At 57.2% G+C, this 22,152-nt stretch carries 23 protein-coding genes and 1 pseudogene; 4 read left to right on the forward strand and 20 right to left on the reverse strand.

The window, feature by feature from the left end:
- Positions 1–171 precede the first annotated feature (171 nt).
- The 5 genes from FHW66_RS00005 to FHW66_RS00025 form a co-directional block, all read right to left on the reverse strand.
- A complete protein-coding gene (locus FHW66_RS00005) occupies positions 172–1,782 on the reverse strand; it encodes a methyl-accepting chemotaxis protein (RefSeq protein WP_183377679.1) in 1,611 nt (536 codons plus the stop codon).
- Between the two features lie 34 nt (positions 1,783–1,816).
- Positions 1,817–2,299, reverse strand: a complete 483-nt coding sequence (locus FHW66_RS00010) for a DoxX family protein (RefSeq protein WP_183377680.1) — start codon at positions 2,297–2,299, stop codon at positions 1,817–1,819.
- Between the two features lie 66 nt (positions 2,300–2,365).
- Positions 2,366–3,145: a DNA-binding domain-containing protein gene (locus tag FHW66_RS00015; RefSeq protein WP_183377681.1), complete on the reverse strand. Its 780-nt coding sequence runs from the start codon at positions 3,143–3,145 to the stop codon at positions 2,366–2,368.
- A complete protein-coding gene (locus FHW66_RS00020) occupies positions 3,133–3,978 on the reverse strand; it encodes a DUF692 domain-containing protein (RefSeq protein ID WP_183377682.1) in 846 nt (281 codons plus the stop codon). The genes FHW66_RS00015 and FHW66_RS00020 overlap by 13 nt, the downstream gene beginning before the upstream one ends.
- 23 nt (positions 3,979–4,001) lie before the next feature.
- A complete protein-coding gene (locus tag FHW66_RS00025; RefSeq protein ID WP_183377683.1) occupies positions 4,002–4,277 on the reverse strand; it encodes a DUF2282 domain-containing protein in 276 nt (91 codons plus the stop codon).
- A gap of 494 nt (positions 4,278–4,771) precedes the next feature.
- Here FHW66_RS00025 and FHW66_RS00030 point away from each other — a divergent pair, with 494 nt between their 5' ends.
- The 3 genes from FHW66_RS00030 to FHW66_RS00040 all read left to right on the forward strand — a co-directional run bounded on the left by FHW66_RS00030 (position 4,772) and on the right by FHW66_RS00040 (position 6,509).
- Positions 4,772–5,359, forward strand: a complete 588-nt coding sequence (locus FHW66_RS00030) for a sigma-70 family RNA polymerase sigma factor (protein WP_183377684.1) — start codon at positions 4,772–4,774, stop codon at positions 5,357–5,359.
- Positions 5,356–6,003 (forward strand): DUF1109 domain-containing protein, encoded by a 648-nt coding sequence (locus tag FHW66_RS00035; protein WP_183377685.1) that lies wholly within the window; start codon positions 5,356–5,358, stop codon positions 6,001–6,003. Before FHW66_RS00030 ends, FHW66_RS00035 begins: the two co-directional genes overlap by 4 nt.
- A gap of 80 nt (positions 6,004–6,083) precedes the next feature.
- A complete protein-coding gene (locus FHW66_RS00040) occupies positions 6,084–6,509 on the forward strand; it encodes a thiol-disulfide oxidoreductase DCC family protein (protein ID WP_183377686.1) in 426 nt (141 codons plus the stop codon).
- Between the two features lie 29 nt (positions 6,510–6,538).
- Here FHW66_RS00040 and cheD read toward each other — a convergent pair whose 3' ends face one another.
- The 5 genes and pseudogenes from cheD to FHW66_RS00065 form a co-directional block, all read right to left on the reverse strand.
- The gene (gene cheD, locus FHW66_RS00045) at positions 6,539–7,144 is read right to left on the reverse strand and encodes a chemoreceptor glutamine deamidase CheD (RefSeq protein WP_183377687.1); all 606 of its coding nucleotides are present in this window, start codon (positions 7,142–7,144) and stop codon (positions 6,539–6,541) included.
- 111 nt (positions 7,145–7,255) lie between these two features.
- Positions 7,256–8,227, reverse strand: coding sequence for a chemotaxis protein (locus tag FHW66_RS00050; protein ID WP_183377688.1), 972 nt, complete (start codon positions 8,225–8,227; stop codon positions 7,256–7,258).
- Between the two features lie 451 nt (positions 8,228–8,678).
- Positions 8,679–9,392, reverse strand: coding sequence for a hypothetical protein (locus FHW66_RS00055; protein WP_183377689.1), 714 nt, complete (start codon positions 9,390–9,392; stop codon positions 8,679–8,681).
- Positions 9,393–9,406: 14 nt separating this feature from the next.
- Positions 9,407–9,853, reverse strand: coding sequence for a DUF6691 family protein (locus FHW66_RS00060; RefSeq protein ID WP_183377690.1), 447 nt, complete (start codon positions 9,851–9,853; stop codon positions 9,407–9,409).
- A gap of 8 nt (positions 9,854–9,861) precedes the next feature.
- Positions 9,862–10,320, reverse strand: a pseudogene (locus tag FHW66_RS00065) (YeeE/YedE family protein); the annotation flags it as partial.
- A 518-nt stretch (positions 10,321–10,838) separates the two neighbouring features.
- Here FHW66_RS00065 and FHW66_RS00070 point away from each other — a divergent pair.
- Positions 10,839–11,174 carry a hypothetical protein gene (locus FHW66_RS00070; protein WP_183377692.1) on the forward strand — a complete coding sequence of 112 codons (336 nt, stop codon included), beginning with the start codon at positions 10,839–10,841 and terminating at the stop codon, positions 11,172–11,174.
- Positions 11,175–11,255: 81 nt separating this feature from the next.
- On the opposite strand, the gene FHW66_RS00075 is transcribed toward FHW66_RS00070, so the two are convergent.
- The 10 genes from FHW66_RS00075 to fabI all read right to left on the reverse strand — a co-directional run bounded on the left by FHW66_RS00075 (position 11,256) and on the right by fabI (position 22,151).
- Positions 11,256–11,513, reverse strand: a complete 258-nt coding sequence (locus tag FHW66_RS00075) for a BrnA antitoxin family protein (RefSeq protein ID WP_183377693.1) — start codon at positions 11,511–11,513, stop codon at positions 11,256–11,258.
- Positions 11,491–11,769, reverse strand: a complete 279-nt coding sequence (locus FHW66_RS00080; RefSeq protein ID WP_183377694.1) for a BrnT family toxin — start codon at positions 11,767–11,769, stop codon at positions 11,491–11,493. The genes FHW66_RS00075 and FHW66_RS00080 overlap by 23 nt, the downstream gene beginning before the upstream one ends.
- A 219-nt stretch (positions 11,770–11,988) precedes the next feature.
- Complete coding sequence (locus tag FHW66_RS00085; protein ID WP_183377695.1) at positions 11,989–12,153, reverse strand: hypothetical protein; 165 nt, start codon at positions 12,151–12,153, stop codon at positions 11,989–11,991.
- A gap of 82 nt (positions 12,154–12,235) precedes the next feature.
- On the reverse strand, positions 12,236–13,423 hold the full coding sequence (locus FHW66_RS00090; protein WP_183377696.1) for an acetate/propionate family kinase: 1,188 nt from the start codon (positions 13,421–13,423) through the stop codon (positions 12,236–12,238).
- Positions 13,420–14,835, reverse strand: a complete 1,416-nt coding sequence (locus FHW66_RS00095) for a bifunctional enoyl-CoA hydratase/phosphate acetyltransferase (protein ID WP_183377697.1) — start codon at positions 14,833–14,835, stop codon at positions 13,420–13,422. The genes FHW66_RS00090 and FHW66_RS00095 overlap by 4 nt, the downstream gene beginning before the upstream one ends.
- A 53-nt stretch (positions 14,836–14,888) precedes the next feature.
- Positions 14,889–16,034 carry an ABC transporter permease gene (locus tag FHW66_RS00100; RefSeq protein ID WP_183377698.1) on the reverse strand — a complete coding sequence of 382 codons (1,146 nt, stop codon included), beginning with the start codon at positions 16,032–16,034 and terminating at the stop codon, positions 14,889–14,891.
- A gap of 1 nt (position 16,035) precedes the next feature.
- Positions 16,036–18,831: a ribosome-associated ATPase/putative transporter RbbA gene (gene rbbA, locus FHW66_RS00105; protein ID WP_183377699.1), complete on the reverse strand. Its 2,796-nt coding sequence runs from the start codon at positions 18,829–18,831 to the stop codon at positions 16,036–16,038.
- A complete protein-coding gene (locus tag FHW66_RS00110) occupies positions 18,828–19,919 on the reverse strand; it encodes an HlyD family secretion protein (protein WP_183377700.1) in 1,092 nt (363 codons plus the stop codon). The genes rbbA and FHW66_RS00110 overlap by 4 nt, the downstream gene beginning before the upstream one ends.
- Before the next feature lie 2 nt (positions 19,920–19,921).
- Positions 19,922–21,376 (reverse strand): efflux transporter outer membrane subunit, encoded by a 1,455-nt coding sequence (locus FHW66_RS00115; protein WP_183377701.1) that lies wholly within the window; start codon positions 21,374–21,376, stop codon positions 19,922–19,924.
- A gap of 7 nt (positions 21,377–21,383) precedes the next feature.
- Positions 21,384–22,151, reverse strand: coding sequence for an enoyl-ACP reductase FabI (gene fabI / locus FHW66_RS00120; protein WP_183377702.1), 768 nt, complete (start codon positions 22,149–22,151; stop codon positions 21,384–21,386).
- Position 22,152: the final 1 nt, after the last annotated feature.

Genomic DNA, 22,152 nt, shown 5'->3' on the forward strand with positions numbered 1-22,152 from the left:
CGTTGCACTACCTCATGCTTGAATTTCGTTTCGTACTTCGCCATGAAAAACACCCCAAAGGTTGGATTGGTGTCCAACTTTTGGGGTGCGGTTCAGCAAAGGGTTTTTTTTATTGGCGCGCACATTTCGGGTGCAATATCTTCGCGCACGATAAGGTCTGATATCCGACTATCACGCCAAAGTCAAAGCCACTTCTGAGCCGGGTTCAGAAAAGGTGGCTGGTGCCAACGTATTATCGACATGAAATACCGAGACCGCATCCAATAATGTTCCCGCCTGCCGGGTCAAGCCATTTGCAGCATTGGCAGTATGTTCAACCAGTGTGGCATTGTCTTGCGTCGATTTATCCATTTCCACCACTACTCTGCTGACTTGCTCCAGTCCATCGGCCTGCTCCTGCGTGGCAATCGAAATCTCGTTCATGGTATTCATGACCGTATTCACCGAACTCACGATTTGTGCCATCGCGCGTCCGGTTTCGACCACCTGCTCCGAAGCCAGATCAATACAGGCGGCCGACTCACCAATCAAGACCTTCACTTCCTTGGCCGCTTCTGCGCTACGCAAGGCCAGAGAGCGGACTTCGCTGGCAACGACCGCAAAGCCACGTCCTTGGGTACCCGCCCGTGCTGCCTCGACAGCCGCGTTCAGCGCCAGGATATTGGTTTGAAAAGCGATGCCATCAATCACACTAACGATTTCTGAAATCTTGCTGGCACTGGCAGAGACCTGATCCATCGTTCCCACGATGCGCGACATCAGCTCGCCACCCTTGACCGCATCACCGGCAGCAGTGGCCGCCAGCGTATTGGTATGCCGGGTATTTTCAGCGTTTTGTTTGACAGCAGCCGAGAGCTGCTCCAGTGTCGCCGCCGTTTCTTCGAGGGAAGAAGCCTGCTGATCGGTGCGAGAAGACAACTCAAGATTGCCACCAGCAATGTCACGCGCACTACGATTGACTTCCTCTGTACTGTGACGAATTGCCGCCACAGTGCCAACCAGTCCCGTTTGCATGCGTTGCAAGGCACCCAGCAGGATACCGATTTCATTGTTGGACGCGCCCTCGATGCGGGTAGTCAGATCACCGCCAGCAATCCGATCAAAATAGTGACCAGTGGTTGCCAGTGGTTGCAGTAATACCCGGGCAAACAATACCCAGTAAAAGCCGACCAGCAACAGCGAGAATGCAAACAGTCCCGCCGCCAGGTAAGCGGCTACCGTATAACGCTGCTCGGAAGCAGCAATGAGCTGGATGCGGACGGTCTCTGCATCGCTGATCACCTTGCGCAAGGTACCGGCGAATTGACGATCTGCCTCTTCCGCACTCGTGGTCGCGGCGGCGTAAGCGTCCAGCGACACATCATAGAGTGCCACTTCACGACCATTGAGTACTTTGGTGTAGGCATCATAGGCACTGGTGACCTGTTGCGAGCGTTCTGCAAGTCCGCTCGCCATTTTGTCTCCGGCCCGATAGACATCAAATGCCTTTTTTGACGCCATCAATGCCGCCGAAGCCTTGCGGGTATAGTCGTTTGCCTTGATCTCATCGCCCTTGACGAGGTTGATGTAAGCGTTATCCATATTGATCAGGGTCGACTGAAACAGCCGCTCCACCTCATGCAGTGGTTGAATCTGCTGATCCGACAAGGCAATCAGATCCTGCATCGCGCGCGCTGACAAGCGTGCGTCGGTCCAGGCAATAAAAACCGCAGTCCACAAGGCGAGCGAAAAAATGCTCAGCACAAATAGCAGGCTGGTGCGGATTTTAAGTTTCGCAAACATGGCGAACCCCTTTCTTATATTGTATTGATAACGCCTATTTGATCCCGAACAAACGATCCAGCGAGATGACGCCTGCACCGCGCGCCACGATCAGCAATAACAGCCCGGCCCAGGTCAGATGGGTTGGCCAGGCATCCGGATAGACAAAGATCTCAATCACCGTTGTCATGCCCAGCAAACCAAGTGCAGCGCCACGGGTGAACAGGCCCAGTATCAGCAGCAACGGGAAGAAATGCTCCGCATAGGCTGCCATATGGGCCGCAATCTCAGGCGGGACCAGGGGCAACTTGTACTCTTGCTCAAACAACGTATAAGTGCTGTCCTTGATTGTCAGAAAGCCAGTGACCTTGGTACGCCCCGACAGAAAGAAAACGGCTGCAATCGCCACCCGGGCAATCAGGGTCAGCACACTTTCGCCGATAGCGCCCGTGACCAGTTCCGCGATACGGTTATAGAGACGTACCGCAGCTGGTGCCGATGTCGCTGCGGATGTGCTGGTGTTGGATAGTTCAGGCATGCTGCGCTCCATGGGGGTTAGGTGATTCAAAAATCGGGAGTGAGGCTACAAGGGTGACTGTGCTGTTCAGCCGGCAAATACCTGCGCCTGAATCAGGCTACTTAATAGTTGTGCCACATCCAGAGCCGGTTCTACGCCCATTGCACGGGCCGCTGCTGACTGTAAATCGTCACCTGCGACACAGGCATCAAGGAAGTGGCACATTCCCAGCGATGCCGGCTGCCAGATCACCTGCCCCTCCACGCGGCTAAGCAAGGCGCCCTCACCTTGCCAGACCAGATCATCCTGCACCGCAGCACCACCGCGCTGCGCCTGCCAGATCGAATAGGCCGGTTGTGTCGGTGACCAGTGCCAGCGCACTGCGGCAGCAGGCTGCAACACGCGTGCGAGCAAGTCTTGCGGTGCCAGTGCTGCCAATTGCGCGGCATCCAGCGCGATGGTGTCGGCGGCGATATGGCACTCCGTCCAGTCACGGTCGAGCGCTGCTACATCCGCCAAATACGGCAATTCGGCAGCACCTTCAAAGTGCCGCAGAAAATCGGCAAACTGCTCACCGTATTCGATCAGGCAGACATTCTCCGGCGGCGTCTGGCTGACATGGATCAAGGCTACCGCCCGGAACCAGTCCAGCCCGACCAATTGCACAACGCTCGGATAATTGGCGGCCAGTGCATCAACACTGGCCTTGAGTACGGTATTGCGATACACCTTGAAACCCGGCTGCGCACGTAGTTGCTGCACCAGCTCTACGCCACTGCCAGTGTGCGCCTGCTCGGCTTGATAGATCGCTGCCAGGAAGGCACGTTGAAACTGTTCCTGATCAAATGCCGTATTTACGCCAGACATTGCTCAGCTCCCGATGCAGTGAGTATCTGCTGCGCCTGCTCGCGTTCGGCCAGCAACTCGCCGAAAGCAGGAATCTTGTCATCTCGCTCAATGAGCGTCGGCCGCGGGCCGATCCGCCCGATCAGATGACGATAAAGCTGCCACACCGCAGGCGCCACGGCAGCATCATGCGAGTCGATCAGCAGTCGGGCATCGGCATCGTGATCTTCGCTATGCCCGGCCAGATGAATTTCATCAATCGCTGTTGCCGGCAGCGCATCCAGATAAGCTACAGCGTCATAGCCCAGGTTGTGAGCACTGACGTACACGTTATTAACATCAAGCAACAGGCCGCAACCAGTACGCCGTGTCAGCTCGGTCAGAAAATCGGTTTCGCTCCAGTCGTGCTGCGCCATCTGCAGATAATGGGATGGGTTTTCGATCGCAATACGGCGTTTGAGCGTGTCCTGCGTCTGCGCAATATTGGCGGCAACGCGGTCCAACACCGCATTCGTACGTGGCATCGGCAATAGATCAGGAAAATAATGCCCATCCAGCGTTGACCACGCCAGATGTTCAGAAATCAGCGCTGGCTGCACCCGATCAATCAGGTTAGCCAGTCGCTGCAAATGCTGCTGATCGGGAGCCGCAGCCCCCGCCAGCGATAGCGAGACCCCATGCAAAGACAGCTGATGCTGGTTGCGTACCGCCTCCAGCCACGCCAGTCGTGGCCCACCTGCCATGAGATAGTTTTCGGGATGGACCTCAAACCACATCTGACCGGCACGATATTGCACGGCTTCGCCAAAATGCTGTGGCTTCAGGCTCAACCCTGCACCCAGGTTCGTTTGCATATCAGGACCGTGCCAGACAGCAATTACATTGGCGCCAAGGTACCGTGACCCTTAGGTGTCTTGATGCTGGTACATGTGCCAGCAGGCACGTTTTTCCAGGAGTTGGCCTGATAGTCCATCTTGGAAGTACCAGCGCAGGTCGTACCTTCACCTGCCTTGCAATCGTTTTGACCAGCCATCGAAACGCCGTAGCACTTCTCGACGGCAGTCTTGGCGGCTGGCATGTTTTGTGCCATGGCAATTCCCGAGGTCAGGGCAGCGAGGGTGAAGGCAGCAGTAGCGAATTTGACGGTGTTCATGTGGTACTCCTTAAAGAGAAATGGAGAAGCAAATTGGATTAGATATTTGCACCACTGAGAGCCAGTGCAAATGATCTGTACGGTAGTTCGTGGCAAATCAAGGTCTGGTTACACTCAATCGAAAAAATTTTAAAACTTTTTGAAACTTATTTTTATTTTGTTCGGAGTGTAACCGAATTGATTCCATATACGAACATCAAGACAAGTATCTGTCTTACCTTGACGACGGTCAGGACTGGCCGCGTAAAAAGGGGAAATACAGAAGGAGAATTTGATGAAAACACCTGTACCAGCCATGTTGTTGCCAAACGCAATCACTTGCATTGATTACGCTGCCAAAACACGCCGTTGCTTTACAATAAGCGCCGATGGAACTCGCTGGGCAAGAAAAATCTCATTAATAGACGTAAAGGCAGGCGGGACTGATGCCCTTGATGCTGATGCACTGACCACATACCTGACTCAACTTTGCTCCGTAAGCTGGCCGCCACACGATGCGACTAACAGAACCAGAACCAAAACAACATCAACCGGAGCTCGCTGTCGAAGCGCGACTCAAGGCGCTGTTACTGGCCGGACTGGACGGCGACGAACGTGCCTACCGGCAGTTTCTCGATGCGCTCAGTACGCGCCTGCGCGCCTACGTGCGCAAGCGTCTGTTCCATCTCCATGATGACGTTGAGGATATTGTGCAAGAGACCCTGTTGGCGATCCATAACGCCCGCCATACCTACCGCGCCTCTGAGCCGCTGACGGCCTGGGTGTATGCAATTGCGCGCTACAAGCTGATGGATTTCCTGCGGATGCGCTCGCGGCATGACGCCTTCAATGAACCCCTGGATGACTACGTAGAACTGTTTGCCAGCGCCGATGAAACGCCCGCCAATGATGCCAAGCGCGATATCGACGTTTTGCTGGAGCAATTGCCTGACAAACAACGGCTACCGATTGTTCACGTTAAACTAGAAGGATTGTCAGTCGCCGAAACGGCACAACTGACAGGTCTGTCAGAGTCTGCCGTCAAGGTTGGTATACACCGCGGTCTCAAGGCGCTGGCAGCCAGAATGCGGTTAATTTCATGAAAACAGACGATTTTATTTCCATGCTCGCTACCGGGGTCACTCCCGTTGATCGTCATGCACAACGCAAAAGCTTCAGCATGGCCATCCTGGTCGGTGCAGCCGCTGCGGTACTCATGACCATTGTGCTGTTTGGCCTGCGCCACGATATCCGCATCATGCTGGTCACCCCGCTGTTCTGGATCAAGATGGCGTTCCCGGCGGCGTTGGCAGTTCTGTCGCTACGCCTGCTGCTGCGCGCAAGCCGTCCAGGTATGCCACGCCAGGCAAGCTGGCTGGTACTGGCGCCAGGGTTGCCGATTCTGGCGGTCTGGCTGGGCGCACTGGTCTTGCTGATCAATGCACCTGCCGAGCTGCGCTGGCAGCTCATCATGGGACTCACATGGCGTGTGTGCCCGCTGTGCATTGTGCTGCTATCGCTGCCGCTGTGCGTAACCATTACCCGCGCTGTGCGACAGATGGCACCGACCCGGCTGCGCTTGGCCGGTGCAGCAGCAGGCTTGCTGGCGAGTTCGATTGCGACCATGGCGTACTGCCTGCATTGTCCGGAAATGAGTGCCGCTTTCTGGGGTATCTGGTATCTGCTAGGGATGCTGATTCCAGCGATTGCCGGTGCGATTCTCGGACCGCGCCTGCTGCGCTGGTAAGCAACATGGCGAGTTCGCCAACAGCACAGCAAGATTCTGGCGAACGGTGCATACTCGGATCCTCGCCGAAAGAAGCCGCCATGAATCAGCTCGACAACACGCCATCGACTACACCTAATTGCCCCTCTGAAGCAGCACCAACACAGGTGCTGTTCGATGGCTCCTGCCCCTTGTGTCGACGAGAAATCGCACTCTATAAAGATCTGAAAGCCGATGGCGAGATGCAGTGGGTCGATATTTCAGCCTGTACCTATGCAGCACCATCAGGACTAAGCAAAGAAACCTTGATGCGGCGCTTCCACGTCGTCACGCCGGAGGGAAAACTATTGAGTGGCGCCGCGGGATTTGTACATGTCTGGAAGCAGCTTCCCGGCTGGCGCTGGCTGGCCAGACTGGCGAGTTTGCCGGGGATGCTGACGATCATGGAGTGGTCTTATCGCGGCTTCCTGATCATTCGTCCGAGTGTGCAAAAACTGGTCAGACGGGCCGAGAAGAAGCCCCGCTGAGCAGTCGTCTTCTCAACCGAAAATCCACACTAAAACAGATCGATTTCGCCCGTAACTGGCTTGGCGGAGAGCTTGCCGGCGTATTCCTTTTCGTAGGAAATAAGCGTGTTGTCCTGTTCGCGCAGCTTCTTGACCATGACCTTGCCGGTCCTGGGGAAATAATGCACGCGGCGTGGCCAGACATCATTGAGGTCTTCCGCTGTGATGAGGATTTTTTCCGTGGCCAGATACGTCTTTACGAAGCGGGCATTGCGTTCTCCCACGTTCATGGCGGTCATACCTTTGATCACCGCTCCGCCACCGAATACCTTGGCTTCCAGATTTTCGCGACGTGCGCCAGCCTTGAGCAGCTCATTGATCAGCACTTCCATGGCATAGGTGCCATAGCGCATTGATGCCGACACCGGCGAATCCGACTCACCACCGCCGTCGGGTAACATGAAATGGTTCATGCCGCCAATACCACTGACACGATCGCGAATGCAAGCAGAGACACAGGAACCGAGGACCGTGACGATCATCATTTCCTTGTTGGTGAAATAATATTCGCCCGGGAGAATTTTGGCGCTGTCGCAATTGAAGCTGCGATCAAAATAAATCCGGGTTGCCAGTTGTTCTCGATTATCTATGGCCATGGGCGACTCTTGGTGATAGTGGCAAAGCCCGGTGATATAACGGTTGCGCAGCCATCGAGCCGCACAACGGACCGACAGCAACGCTATCGGCCCGCACTGAGTTACCTGTCATCAGGCACCAGCGTTTTTGCGCTTGATCAACGCGGCCTTGATCGTCGTTGACAAATCCTCAACCGAGAATTTGGCCACATATCCATCAGCACCAACGCTTCTGACGTGATCTTCGTTGGCCGAACCGGACAAGGAAGAATGAATCACGACCGGAATATCCTTCAGACGCTGATCGGTCTTGATATTACGGGTCAGCGTAAAGCCGTCCATTTCAGGCATTTCCAGGTCAGTCAGCACCAGCGCAATCTTGTCACCAATGCGTCCGCCTGTCTGTTGCGCCTCAGCCGTCATGGCCAATAGTTTTTCCCAGGCTTCCTTACCGGTCTTGGTCATGATGAAAGGCAGGCCGAGCGAAGCCAAACCGTTTTCGATCAAGGCCCGCGCCACCTTCGAGTCATCCGCAGCGAGGATGACAGCACCCGGCTTGAGCAGCGACTGCAAGGTATCTTCCTTCGGCTTTTCCGCAGGTTTCGGTGTGGGCGAGACCATTTCCAGAATCTGCTCGACGTCCAGGACCTGCACCAGATTGCCGGGCTCATCGCCGCGTCCCAGACGGGCGATACTATTGACCACTTCGCCACCAGCACGTGACTCTGCCGACAAGACCTGGCTCCAGTCCAGACGAACGATTTCTTCGACCGACTCTACCGCGAACGCCTGCGTATGACGGGCAAACTCGGTGATGAGCAAAATATTGAGACCGGTTTTTGGCGTGCAGCCAGCCACTGCTGGCAAGTCGATGACCTGAATCACCTGTCCGCGCATGTTGATCATCCCCATCAGCGGTGGCTTGACGCCGGCTGCCTTGGTGATCTGCATCATGGGCACGATTTCGCGAATCTTGAACACATTAATGCCGAACAATTCACCGATACTGCCATCGTTGCTCCCGAGCCGGAACAGCAATAATTCAAATTTGTTGCTGCTGGTCAAATTTGTGCGTTCGTCGATCTCTTTTTGAAATGCATCCATTTGTCGTCTCGCTAAAGATGGAAATTAGGCCTTCGGTACTTACTGCTGCAGGTCTTGCCGATGCTTGTTCAGAATACCTTATTGTTCCTCGGTGGAACGCTGTGACGACTTTTTCCGACGCCGATTCTGCACACTATCAGCCAATTTATGGGGGGGCCTCCAATACCAGCGCTTCACATTTGCTTGCGCCCCCTTTTAATCCAACCCCAAAAACAATTTTAACAAATAAATTCACTAAATGAGTAATTTGTTTTATTTGATTTAATTAATTCGTCATTTTTGCAACGACAAACCTGCCCGTTCGTATTTGTCTACGCATGATTGTCCCAGCTGGCAAAGCTCAGCAGCGTAGCATCAAAAATGACTCGCGACTGTAACACGGTAGCGAATTGACTTAATTGTTTAGCAAGGTAAATAAAGTTAAATTATTGATAACTATCACAGTGGCTTGTCACTTGCCGGTTGTGGGTGCATTGATGACATCCCTGACTTTCAGTATGTCCCAGGTGGTGACGATGCCATTGTCGAGTGCATTACCGAGATGCGGCTTTTGGCATTGTTCGGCACGTGCATGGCGGTCTTCGGTACCGAGGCAGAGCAAGACTTTTTCGGGGCTGTCAAATTTAACCTGCGCATCCTTGTGATAGAAAAAGGCCATACCGTGATTGGTTTGAATATGTACCCATTGATCAACCAGCGCAGGGTTGGCTTTGCCATCGCTGTATTTGTCAATCCATGGTTTGAGGATAGCGGTACTCGACGGCAGCAGTTGTCCTTGATCCGAGTAATTACCGTGAAAACCGACGGTGGTCATTTCGAGCGGCTGGTCGTCGGAATATTGACGCTGGTTCCCGCCGAGGAACATCCGCGAGCACGATGACAAGCAATAGCCGGACAAAGCGGTATTGAGCCCACGCTCGCGAATCATCTGCCCGACGTCATAACCAGTGGGTGCAAATCCACCATGGGAGTCCTTGAGGATGATGGTAGTGATTCCCGGGTTGTCTTTGAGTGCTGCCGCCAAAATCCGTGCTTCATTTCCCACGACACCGCCGGACATGACCAGATAGGGAACGTGCACCGCGAAGTCCATGGCCTGCGCCATCACAGCGATGCTGCAGCCGCCGAGCAAGAGGATTGTTTTGCACCAAGCCTTGTTGAACATGATGATTGCGACCTTTATGAGCGATAACGGTAGCGTTGGATGAGTGCAAACAGCGCCATGCCGGCAAGCATGGCGACACTGAATATCAGCGCTGGTGCACTACCACTGGCGAGCGATGCCAATGCCGGTCCGGGGCAGTAGCCTGCAATGCCCCAGCCAACGCCGAAGCACAACGCGCCGAGTACCAGAGTGCCTTCTATGTTGCGGCTGGTGGGCAGGCGTAAGGGTTCGCCAAGCAGGCTTTGCTGTTGTTTGGCGGCACGTCGTTTGGCGATCAGGAATGCAGGTGTCGCCACGGCAATTGCACCGCCCATGACGAGGATGAGTGAGGGATCCCATTGGCCGGCGAGGTCGAGAAAGCCGAGTACTTTGGCGGGATCGGTCATGCCGGAGAGGATCAAACCAAAGCCGAAGATGAGGCCGGCGATCAAGGCGGTGATGAGGCTGCTCAGTCGTTGCATGGGTATCCTTATCCGAGCAGTTGCAGGCCGTGGCGTGCCAGTGCGACGGTGACGAAGCCGGCGAGCATAAAGGTGGCGGTGGCGACCAGGGAGCGTGTTGACATGCGTGACAGGCCGCAGACGCCGTGGCCGCTGGTGCAGCCGGCGCCGTAACGGGTACCCAGTCCGACGAGTAATCCGGCAACAATGAGGCTTGGCGTATCGGCGAGAATGTGGGTGGTTGGTAGCTGTGTGATTGTGCGGTAGAGCAGCGGTGCGCCGATGAGTCCTGCCAGGAATGCGATTCGCCAGCTGGTGTCTTCTCTTTGAGGCGGTATCAAGCCGCCGATGATGCCGCTGATGCCAGCAATGCGACCGTTGAACAGGATGAATATCGCTGCCGACAGGCCGATCAGTATTCCTCCCGCTGATGCACTCCAGGGGGTGAATGCGGCCCAATCAATCGTCATTGCTTTGCTCCTTTTTTGCTTTCTTTTGGTCTCTCTTGCTGAGGGCTATAGTGTAGTGCTTGCTTAGGGAGATGTCAGCTGTTGCTGGTGTTGCTGGTGTTGCTGGTGTCGTTCTTTCTTCGCTGATACGTGTTGCTCTTCGGACGACCTAGCCGGGGGTGGCCCGGCACAGGTGTTACCCATGTCTCCGGTCTATACAGCGAAGCAAGAAAAGTGAGCGGCTGCCGGGCCGCCCCCGGCTTGCTCGTCCGAAGAACAAAAGGAATCAGCAAGGACTTGACGCACCGCACTTAGAAAGTTGATACTTCGCAGGCTCCTGAAAAAGAAGGAGCCGAGTTTTGCAGCTCGACCAAGAAGGCGGACATCCGCCTACCGGCGTTATTCGTCCGCACCATGTTGCACCCTTTACGGGCGGCAGTGGTGAGGAGGCTTCGGCCTGCCGGTTACCTTCTTGCCGGTCTGCAAACCTTGTCACTTGTCGCCCACCTCGTTTTGCAGCGAAGTGGGCGGCGTTCACGCTTAAGAAGGAGGTTCATATGCCTAGCATCGACACATCTGATTCAAAACCCATCCCCCCAACCCACGAAGACTTCCGCTGGATTACCGGTCCCGGCAAAGACGTCCGCTTCGCCGACTTCATCGAACTCACCCGAGACGTCAGCGCAGGCATCCGCAGCAGCCTGCAAATCAGCTACGCCAGCGACCTCGCCCGCGAAATCAACCTCGACAACGACCCCGAAGACAGCGCCCACCCCGCTATCGGCAAAACCGATGCCGCCAACCTCCTGCGGCTCTCCATCGCCGCTGCCACCCTGCTACAACACATCTCACAGGAACACATCGACCAACTCAACAAATTCTGGGATGAATAAATAAAAAACCACTTGCACGCAACGCCTCAATAAATCAAATACGACGCGTGCAAGTCGACATTGGTGATCATCAGCAAGCGCCTACCGCGATTTATGACGCGTCGTTTCCATATACACGCGCAACAACTGATTGATCCGCGTCTGATAACCCTGCCCTTGCTCCTTAAACCACGCCAACACATCCGAATCCAGCCGGATTGTCACGGTTTGCTTGGGCGGCGTACGCAACTCAGCCCGCGCAAAAAAATCATCACTCAACTCAGGAATATCACTCTTATCGATCTCCTTGTCGGACATCGCCGCAAGACGCTTCCAGTCAGTCTTGGATACTTTGCTCATAACGTTTAACCTCACTCTTGGTTGCCTTACGGGCAGAGATAATGCGTACTGCATCATCGGCTCGCTCAACATACACCACCACGCCCACGATTGACTTGAGCCACCCGAGCGCTAACCAGCGCTCCTCGCCATAATCCTCCCGTGCGTCAGCCATAGTCAGCACAGGATGATTGAAGATATCAATGGCATCATTGAAGTCGATGCCATGTTTACGAATATTGGCGCGATTTTTATTTTCGTCCCATTCGAAGTACATTACGCACCCGTATGTACAAATGTATTTACATTATAGTCCAAACCAAGTCTTTTATAACGCCTGATCATCTACATTCCTCCTGAACAAAAAAAAGCCCGCCAACGAAAGTTGACAGGGCTTCCTGAGACAGCACACGCAACAGTGCCGTTCCCGCAATTCGCTCACAAGATCAAGAAATCACAATCGATAAGCAAGCCAAGAAGAACAAGAATGGCGAACTCACCCAATCGCCCGCGCCACGTGATAAACCAACGACCCCATCGTCCCGAACGCGCCCACCAGCATCACATAAGGCGCCCACCGCTGCGCACGCAACGCATAACCCACCAATAGCAACAAGACACTGATCACCGGAATCAATATCGTCGGATTCTGCAGATTCATCACACCCTCACCCTATAAACCATCTACCCATTCAATCGCTCAACCGCTCAACCGTTCACCCCTGCAAAACGTCACAACAAGCTCACAACATCTCATGCGCCTGCAAAGCTGCAACCCACTCCTCATTGGTCGGCTCCACCACCACCAGCACCGCACTCCCCGGCGTTGAAATAACCGCCGCATTCTGTGCATTCAATTCAGCATCAATCTCCACATCCAACCACCCCAGCGCCGCACACACCCGTGCTCGCAACGGCGCGCTATGCTCACCGATGCCCGCCGTAAAAACCAGCACATCCACACCACCCAATAACGCAATCAAGGCCCCCGCCTCCCGCACAATCCGATGCACGTACAAGGCCAGTGCCGCCCTCACCCGCTCGCCCACAGCATCCGAGCGGTCCTCCAAAGGTAACAGGACTGAAGGGTCCGCCGATACGCCAGACACCCCCAGCAAGCCTGATTCGTAATACAGCAAATGCGCCACCTGCTGCAGCGTGAGCTTCTCGATCTCCATCAGATAAATCACCGCACCCGGATCGATTGCGCCGCAACGGGTCCCCATCATCAAACCATCGAGTGCCGAAAAGCCCATCGTCGTGGCGTAACTTTTCAAGTCTTTCATCGCACACAGACTCGCACCACTGCCAAGATGCGCCGCCAGCATGCGTTGCCGCGCCAATGGCCCGATGCGCTCCGGTACCGCCATCGACAAGTACTGATATGACAAGCCGTGGAAGCCATAACGCCGAATTCCTCGTTCCCACGCGGCATAGGGCAAGGCCAGCATCTGCTCAACCGGTGCGATGTCACGGTGGAAGCCAGTATCGAAGCAGGCAATCTGTACCAGCTGTGGATGGTCCGCCAGCAAGGCTTCAATCGCATCCAGTGCAAACGGTTGATGCAACGGTGCCAGCGGTATATAGGAGCGTAAGTCTTCAAGTACGCTGGCATCAACCCGCACCGGATCAAAATACTTGACCCCGCCATGCACCACACGATGCACGACCGCGACCAATGATGCGTCGCCGAGATAGGCCCAGACCTGCTCCAGCACCGCCAGCAAGGCTGCATGACCAGGTTGCTCACACGAAAGGGCTAGCGCGACACGGATGCCCCCCTTGACCGTTAATGCCGCCTGCGGCGTACCGATGGCACTGACCTGCCCGCCCCAGTCGGGTGTGCGCTGACTGGGAATGCGGTCGCGTTGATACAACGCGAACTTGATGCTGGAGGAGCCGCAATTGAGGACGAGTACATGCTCACTCATGGCCGTTCGCTCCGGTAACGGTGCGCCAGCAACAAGGCAATGGCGCAGGAGGCCAGCCGGGTCTCGCGGGAGTCGGCCCGACTGGTGAGAACGATCGGCAAACGTGCTCCCATCACGACCCCGGCACTGGCTGCACCGCCGAGGAATTCGAGCTGCTTGGCGACCATGTTGCCGCTCTCCAGATCGGGTACCAGCAGAATATCGGCCTGACCAGCAACCTCTGAAACAATACCCTTGATCCTGACTGCTGCTGGTGAAACGGCATTGTCAAAGGCCAGCGGACCATCGACCAGCGCACCGCTGATCTGTCCCCGGTCTGCCATCTTGCACAGTGCAGCAGCGTCCAGCGTGGCAGGCATATGCGGGTTGATGGTTTCTACCGCGGCCAGAATCGCTGCGCGTGGCGTCGCTACCCCAATGGTGTGCGCCAGGTCGATTGCATTGCGCAAGATGTCGGCTTTCTCTTCCAGAGTAGGCGCAATGTTAATGGCGGCATCGGTCAGGATGAACGGGCGTGGATAGGCCGGCGTCTGCATCACGTAGCAATGACTGATGCGGCGTTTGGTGCGTAAGGCCGGGCTGGCGACCACGGCGGCCATGAGTTCGTCGGTATGCAGGCTGCCTTTCATTAACAATTCAACTGTGCCATTTGCAGCCAGCTCCACTGCGCGCGCTGCGGCAGCGTGGCTATGGGCAACGTCCTCAATCGGCACACCACCGATGTCGATCCCGGCTGCGGCGGCTACCGCCAGCAGCTTGTCTTTGGGTGCAATCAGGATCGGCTTGATCAACCCGGCGGCTTGGGCATCGAGCACTGCCGACAAACTCAGCGCATCGCAAGGGTGCACTACCGCGACCGTCGCTGCACCAAGACCTGCGGCGTGGTTCAGCAGCTGCGTGAGGCTACCGCTACCGGGGGTGATGCGGATATCGGGCAAGGTGGCGCGTGGACGCACGATGGATTCGGTCGGAGCAATGACGTCGGCCTCACCACTGATGACGGTGACATCATCTTGATTGACGCAGGTGCAAGCCAGTGTCAGACGCTTCTTTTCAGGATTGCGGGCGCTGACGGTGACGGTGGTACGCAAGGTGTCGCCGATGTGGACCGGTGCCAGAAATTTCAGCGTCTGCCCGAGATAGATCGTGCCCGGCCCCGGCAAGCGTGTGCCCAGCACCGCCGAGATCAGTGCCCCGCCAAACATGCCATGCGCAATCACGCCGTGAAAGCGGGTATGCGCGGCATAGTCAGCGTCCAGATGCTGCGGATTCACATCGCCCGAGATGGCGGCAAACAATTGAATATCGCTGGCAGTCAATGTGCGTTCGATGCTGTCCGCGTCGCCGATTGCCAGTTCATCGAAGACGCGATTGCGGATGACGGCGAGTGAGGCGTTGTCTTGCGTTTGCATGGTGACTCCTGTGCGTTCGAAAAGTGAAAGTGGATCAAGGCAGATTGATGTCATCAGGCCATCTGGCTGATGGTTTTTCTGAAACGTCGTAGCGCCGCCATAAACAGCACCGCGCCAATGCCAAAGATTGCCAATAGCTGCGGCCACACAACATCGAGCCCGGCACCGCGATACAGAATAGCCTGACCAGCGGCGACAAAGTGTGTCGTCGGCGCGGCCAGCATGATGTCCTGTACTAGTTGCGGCATGCTCTCACGCGGTGTCGAGCCACCTGAGAGCAGCTCCAGCGGCAGCAGTACCAGCACCAGCAACATGCCAAACTGCGGCATCGAGCGCGCCAGCGTAGCCATGAAAATACCCATCGAGGTGGTGGCAAACAGATACATCATGGTGACCAGCATGAACAAGGCAATCGACCCCTGAATCGGCACATGCAATGCCCCTTTGACGATCAGCAACAAGGCCAGCAGCGCCGCCAGCGTGACGACCGCGGCCATCGACCAGACCTTGGCCAACATGATCTGGGCCGGGGTTACCGGCATCACCAGCAAGTGCTCGATGGTGCCGTGCTCACGCTCACGGATCAACGCGGCACCGGTCAGGATGATGGAGAGCATGGTGACGTTATTAATAATCTCCATCAGCGAACCAAACCAGGATTGCTCCAGATTTGGATTGAAGCGCATGCGCAATGCCAGCCCGACCGGTGCGGCTGCCCCGCCCTGCTGCCGTTGCACAAACTGGCTGACTTCGTCGTTGATGATCTGCTCAATATAGCCGTTGCCGGTGAAGGCCTGACTCATGCGGGTGGCATCCACATTGAGCTGGATCACCGGCGCCCGTCCGGCTAATACATCCCGCTGGAAGTTGGCGGGGATATCGAGCACAAAGGTATAGTCGCCGTCGTCCATACCGGCATCGGCGCGGACGCTGGTGACCAGTTCGGGGGTCTTGAAGTGCGGCGCATAGAAACTGGCGGCAATGGTTGCCGACAGGGGCGAACTGTCGTTGTCGATGATCGCGATGGCGGCATTGTGGAGGCTCTCCGGCATGGCGGTGGAAGCGACGTAGATCGACAAGGAGAAGGTGTAGGCAATCAGCACCAGCATCGCCGGGTCGCGCAGCAGACTCCACAGTTCCTTGATCCCCAGCCGATAGATATTGGCCAGGTGATTGCGTCGTTGAGACCGTGTCGGCATATCAGCGCTCCTGCTTTCTGAGCAATATCACGGCAAGCGACAGGATCACCGGAATCGCCGCTGCCAAGGGCCAGAATGAGGAACCCAGATCCGCCGCACTCAATGCCTTGTTGAACACACCACGACTGATGGTGAGGAAATGCGTGGCCGGATAGAGCGCACCGATGACCGCGCCCGCGCCCTCCAGTGACGACACCGGATTGAGCAGGCCAGCAAACTGCACGCAGGGGATGATGGTGCCGATCATGGTCACAAACAGCGCTGCAATCTGGCTCTGGGTGAAGGTCGAGGCCAACAGCCCAAATCCGGTCGAACAGATCACGAACAGAAAGGCTGCCAGCGACAGGGTCAGAAAGCTACCCTTGAGCGGTACGCCGAACACGGTGACCGCCAAGGCCACCAGCATCAGGAAGTTGAGCAACCCCAGCAGCACATACGGCAATTGCTTGCCCAGCAGGAATTCCGTGCGCGTCACCGGTGTGACATACAGGTTGATGATGGAACCCAGCTCTTTCTCCCGCACCACCGACAGCGCGGTGAGCATCGCCGGAATCATCATCAGCAACATGGGGATGATGGCTGGGACCATGGCTGGCAGACTCTTGACGTCGGGGTTGTAGCGATAGCGGGTGGCAATGTCGAATGTCGCGCCCGGTGATTGTCCGAGCCGGTGCACCATCATGTCAGCCAGCCAGAGTTGATGCATTGATTGCACATAGCCGCGAATGGTTTCGGCCCGGCTCGGCATGGCACCATCGACCCAGGCGGCGATCTCGACCTGTTTGCCGCGCTCCAGATTGCGACCGAAGTCCGGTGGAATTTCAATTGCCAGTGATAGCTCACCGTTGCGCATACGACGATCCAGATCGTTGTAATCGGTCAGCGGTGCATGTTCGATGAAGTAGCGAGAACCCGACAGGTTGAGGGCGTAGTTCTGGCTCAGGATGGTTTGATCATGGTCGAGAACGGCATAGCTGAGATGGTCAACGTCGAGGTTGATGCCGTAACCGATGATGAACAGCAGGATCACTGTTCCGAGCAGTGCCAAGGTGGCACGGACTGGATCGCGCCGCAGTTCCAGGCTTTCGCGCTGGCTGAAACTGAGCGCGCGAGTGAAGGCGTCACGCCAACGCTTTTGCTGCATGCGCGCTGGCTTGATGACGTTGATGGCCTTGATAGCCTTGATAGCCTTCACAGCCTTTACCGGTGATGGCGATGATGGCGATACCGATGCTCCGGCAGCTTCTTCCAGATAAGCGATAAATGCCTGCTCCAGCGTCTGGCAACCGCGCTGGCGCACCAGGTCGTCCGGACTGGCGCTGACCAGTACCCGCCCTGCATGCATGAGCGAAATACGGTCGCAACGCTGTGCTTCGTTCATGAAGTGGGTAGAGATGAAGATGGTCACGTGGTCATTGCGCGCCAGATCAACCATCAATTGCCAGAACATGTCACGCGCCACCGGGTCCACGCCGGAAGTCGGTTCATCAAGGATCAGCAGCTCTGGTTTGTGCACCATGGCGACCGCCAGTGACAGGCGCTGACGGATGCCCAGCGGCAGACTCTCGGGCAGTTGATCGAGCACCTCCAGCAAGTTGAAACGGCTGGCCATTTCCTGCGTGCGTGCTGCAATTTCGGGCTCGGGTACGCGATACAGACGGGCATGCAGGACCAGATTCTGGCGTACCGTCAATTCGCCATAGAGCGAGAACGCCTGCGACATATAACCTACCCGTGCGCGGGTTGCTATGTCATTGGGATCTACTTCCTTGCCAAACAGGCTGGCCCGGCCCTCACTGGCTGGCAAGAGGCCCGTCAGCATTTTCATGGTGGTGGATTTGCCGCAGCCATTGGAGCCAAGAAAGCCAAAAATCTCACCCTTGCGTATCCGAAAATCAACATGATCAACCGCCACAAAATCACCAAAACGCATCGTCAGCCCTTGTGCTTCGATGGCGATCTCGTCGTCGGCACTTGCGACCAGCGGTGGCACGATCACATCTCGATGGGCGCGGCGTTTGACCTCGGGCAGCAAAGCGATAAAGGCGGCTTCCAGGGTACTGGTCGCCGTCTTCTGCTGCAGTTCAGCAGGCGCGCCGGTGGCGAGTATCTTGCCGTCATCCATGGCAACCAGCCAGTCGAAGCGGTCAGCTTCTTCCATGTAGGCGGTGGCAACGATGACGCTCATACCGCCGCGCTCCTCACGGATACGGCCGATCAGGTCCCAAAACTGGGCGCGTGACAAGGGATCAACGCCCGTGGTCGGCTCGTCGAGAATGAGCAGATCGGGATCGTGGATCAGTGCGCAGCACAAGCCCAGCTTTTGCTTCATGCCGCCGGACAGCTTGCCGGCTGGACGCGCCAGAAATTTTTCAAGGCCGGTACTGCGGGTCAACGCATCGATACGGCGACGGCGCTCTTGCGCATCATGGCCAAACAGACGACCGAAGAATTGCAGGTTTTCTTCTACCGACAAGGTGGGATAAAGGTTCTTGCCCAGTCCCTGCGGCATATAGGCAATGCGCGGGCAGACCCGTTGCCGGTGCCGGGACTGGCGCATGTCACCGCCCAGCACCATGACCTCGCCCGTCTGCAAGGCACGGGCCCCTGCCAGCAAGGACAGCAGGCTCGATTTGCCAACACCGTCAGGCCCGATCAGGCCAACCATTTGCCCAGCGGGAATCGCCAGCGTGAGATTGTCCAAGGCAGTCTGCTTGCCGTAGTGCAGCGATACCTGCTGCAAGCTGGCAATGGTGGACAGGTTAGCGGACTGGTCGGCGGACTGCACGTCGCTCATCCCGGAACCTTGACCGCCAGCTGGGTCGGCCAGACTGCCGCGCTATCGGTCTTGACCCAGGCAACCCCGGGCAAACCGGTTTTGACCCGTGTCAGGTACTTTTGCAGCAGTGCGCGATCAATCTGCGCCTTGACGCGAAACATCAGCTTTTGGCGTTCGCTGGCTGTTTCAACGGTCTTGGGTGTGAACTGGGCAGTGCTGGCTACAAAGCTAATGTGGGCTGGGATCACATATTGCGGGGCAGCGTCCAGAATCAGGTGCACCTCGCCGCCCAGCGCCAGCTTGCCGGCAACTTCTTCGGGCACGAAGAAGGTCATATAGACATCGCCGAGATCGACCAGATTGAGCACCTTGCCACCAGCGCCGAGCACTTCGCCGGCTTCGGCCACGCGATATTGCACGCGACCGGCACGTGGCGCGACGAGCGTACTGTCATCGATATCCACCTTGACCCGCTGCACCGTGGCATTGGCGGCCGACACCGTGGAGTGGGCACCGGTCACCTGAGTACGGGCAGCCTGCACTGCGGCCTGCGCGGCCGCCACCTGCGCCTGTGAAGCCGCCAGTGCCGCCTGGGCACCGAGCACACGGGCGCGATCATCATCCAGATCCTGCGCCGATGCCGCGCCTTCGCGCTCCAGTACCTCGGAGCGCGACAAACGCCGACGGGCGGCGTCGAGTTCGCTATCGCGCTGGGCAGTCTGGGCCTGTGCGGCGTGGTAATCACTCTCGCGCACCGCGACTTGCGCCTCGGCACTGGCCACTTCGGAGACCGCTTGCTGCTGCCGGGCGACTGCTTCGTCATGCTGGGCCTGCAGCGATTGCACCTGCATACGTGCCAGCGGCTGACCAGCGGTGACAAAGTCGCCCTCGTTGACCAGAATCTCCTGCAACCGGCCCGGCAACTTGCTGGAGACATCGATCTCGGTCGCTTCAATGCGGCCATTGGCGCCGGCGAAGCCGGGCCCGGGGCCATGCGGCACCAGTTGGGTCCAGGCAAATACGCCGGCACCGGCCAGTACAACGGCGACAATTGCGGCGGGCAGGAGGCGTTTCTGCAATTTATTGTTATCGTTGGTGATAGTCATGATCACTCGTCCTGGGAAGGTGAATGCGTAGAAGAAGTTGTCACCGCCGTGCCACTGTCGCCACCCAGTGCGGCATACAGACTCACTGAGGAGGACAGCAAGGCGCGTCGGGTCTGTACCAGTTGCTGCTCGGCGGTCAACAGATCGCGCTGGGCATCGAGTACATCCAGAAACGGTGAGGCACCGTTGTCATATCGCAGCTGCGACAGACGAGCACGTTCGCGCTGGACGCGTACGGTGGTTTGGGCAATCTCCAGTTGCTGGGCCAGCCAGCGTCGTGCGGCGAGTGCATCAGCAACGTCACGGAAGGCGCTTTGGACGGTTTTTTCGTAGCTGGCAACGGCGATATCGCGGCGGACTTCGGCCAGATTGAGGTTATTGCGCAAGCGTCCGGCGTTGAACAGCGGCAGCGAGATGCTGGGCACGAAGGTCCATGCCTGACTGCCATCACGGAACAAGCCACTGAGCTCGGCACTGGCTGAACCGTAACTTGCCGTCAGTGAAATGTTGGGGAAAAACGCTGCCCGTGCGGCACCAATATTAGCATTGGCAGCCAGCAATTGCTGCTCGGCCGCCAGCACATCGGGGCGCGCATTCAGCAAGGAGGACGGCAAGCCCGGCTGCAGTGCAGGTAAGGCAGTATTGAGTATCTGGCGGTCCTGCTCGGGCATCCACGCTACCTGCCCGCCGACCAGTAATGTGAGCGCATTGCGTTGCTGCTCGCGCTGCTGTTCCAGTTGCACACCGAGCGCCTGCGCCTGGGTGAGCAGGGTTTCGATCTGGGTCAGATTCAGGCGCGAGGTCGAGCCGACCGCCACCCGCCGTGAAAAAATGCGGAAGCTCTCCTGCCGGCTGGCGATAGTCTGCTGGGCGATGGCGATGCGCTCATCGGTCTCGGCCAGCTCCAGATAGGCTTCTGCAACCTGCGTGATCAGGCTGAGTCGGGTGGCGCGGCTGGCGGCATCAGTGGCGAGGTAAGTCGCCAGGGCAACATCGCTGAGGCTGCGCACGCGCCCCCAGAAATCAATCTCCCAGCTGCTCAGCCCGAGACCAACCTGATAGGCACTACCAAGCAACGGCTTGGTGGTCAGGCTCAGATCAGCAGGTGTACGTGAGCGGTCATCACTGGCCTGCGCACCGATCGTCGGGAACAGGTCAGCACGGCTGATGCCATAGGCGGCACGTGCCTCAGCCACATGCAGAACGGCCACCCGCAGATCACGATTATTGGTCAGCGCCTGACGGATCAGCTGTTGCAGTTGCGGGTCGCGGAAATAGTCGGGCCATGCTGGCAAGGCAGTGGCTGCCGCAGATCCTTCCTGTGTCGCGCCCTGCCCCGGATACTGCGCAGCGACCGGTGCCGCGGGACGTTGATAGGCAGGTGCCATCGATTGGCAGGCAGTCAGCAGCAGCAGCACCGCACTGAGTGCCACGGCGAGCGGGGAACGACTTCGCATGGTGAGCTTATCCAAGAATGTGGTAGCCGGCGTCGACATACAAGGTATCGCCTGTGATGGAAGCGGCAGCATCGCTGACCAGAAAGGCGCACAGAGCACCGACCTCTTCAATGGTGGTCAGGCGTCGCAAGGGCGCACGGGTAGCCGCATCGTTAAGCAGATGCTGGAAGTCGGCAATGCCGGAGGCCGCACGTGTTGCCAATGGCCCCGGCGACACGGCGCTGACACGAATGCCTTGCGGCCCCAGTTCGGTTGCCAGATAGCGTACCGATGACTCAAGCGCCGCCTTGACTGGCCCCATCAGGCCGTAGTTGGCAACCACTTCTTCCGCACCCAGATAGCTCATGGTGAGCAGACAGCCGCCCTGCTTCATCAGTGGCTCGGCCAGACGCGCAGCCCGCACGAAGGAGTGACATGACACATCCATGGCTTGTGCGAAACCCGCGCGGGAGGTATCGACGACGCGCCCGTGCAAATCTTCCTTGCGTGCGAAAGCAATCGAGTGCAGCACAAAATCAAGCTTGCCCCATTGCGCCGTGATGGCAGCAAAAACCGCTTCCATTGCGCCCTCCTGCTCGACATCCAGCGGCAGCTGAATACTGGCATCGAGTTGCTGCGCCAGCGGTTCGACATACGGACGCGCCTTGTCGTTGAGCCAGGTGACTGCCAGCTCGGCTCCGGCGGCGCGAAACGCCTGAGCGGCACCCCAGGCAATGCTGTGCTCGTTGGCGATACCAATGACCAGCCCTTTTTTTCCTGCCAGTGATGGCGTCATC

The organism is Herbaspirillum sp. Sphag64 (assembly GCF_014192645.1).
Lineage (GTDB): Bacteria > Pseudomonadota > Gammaproteobacteria > Burkholderiales > Burkholderiaceae_D > Herbaspirillum.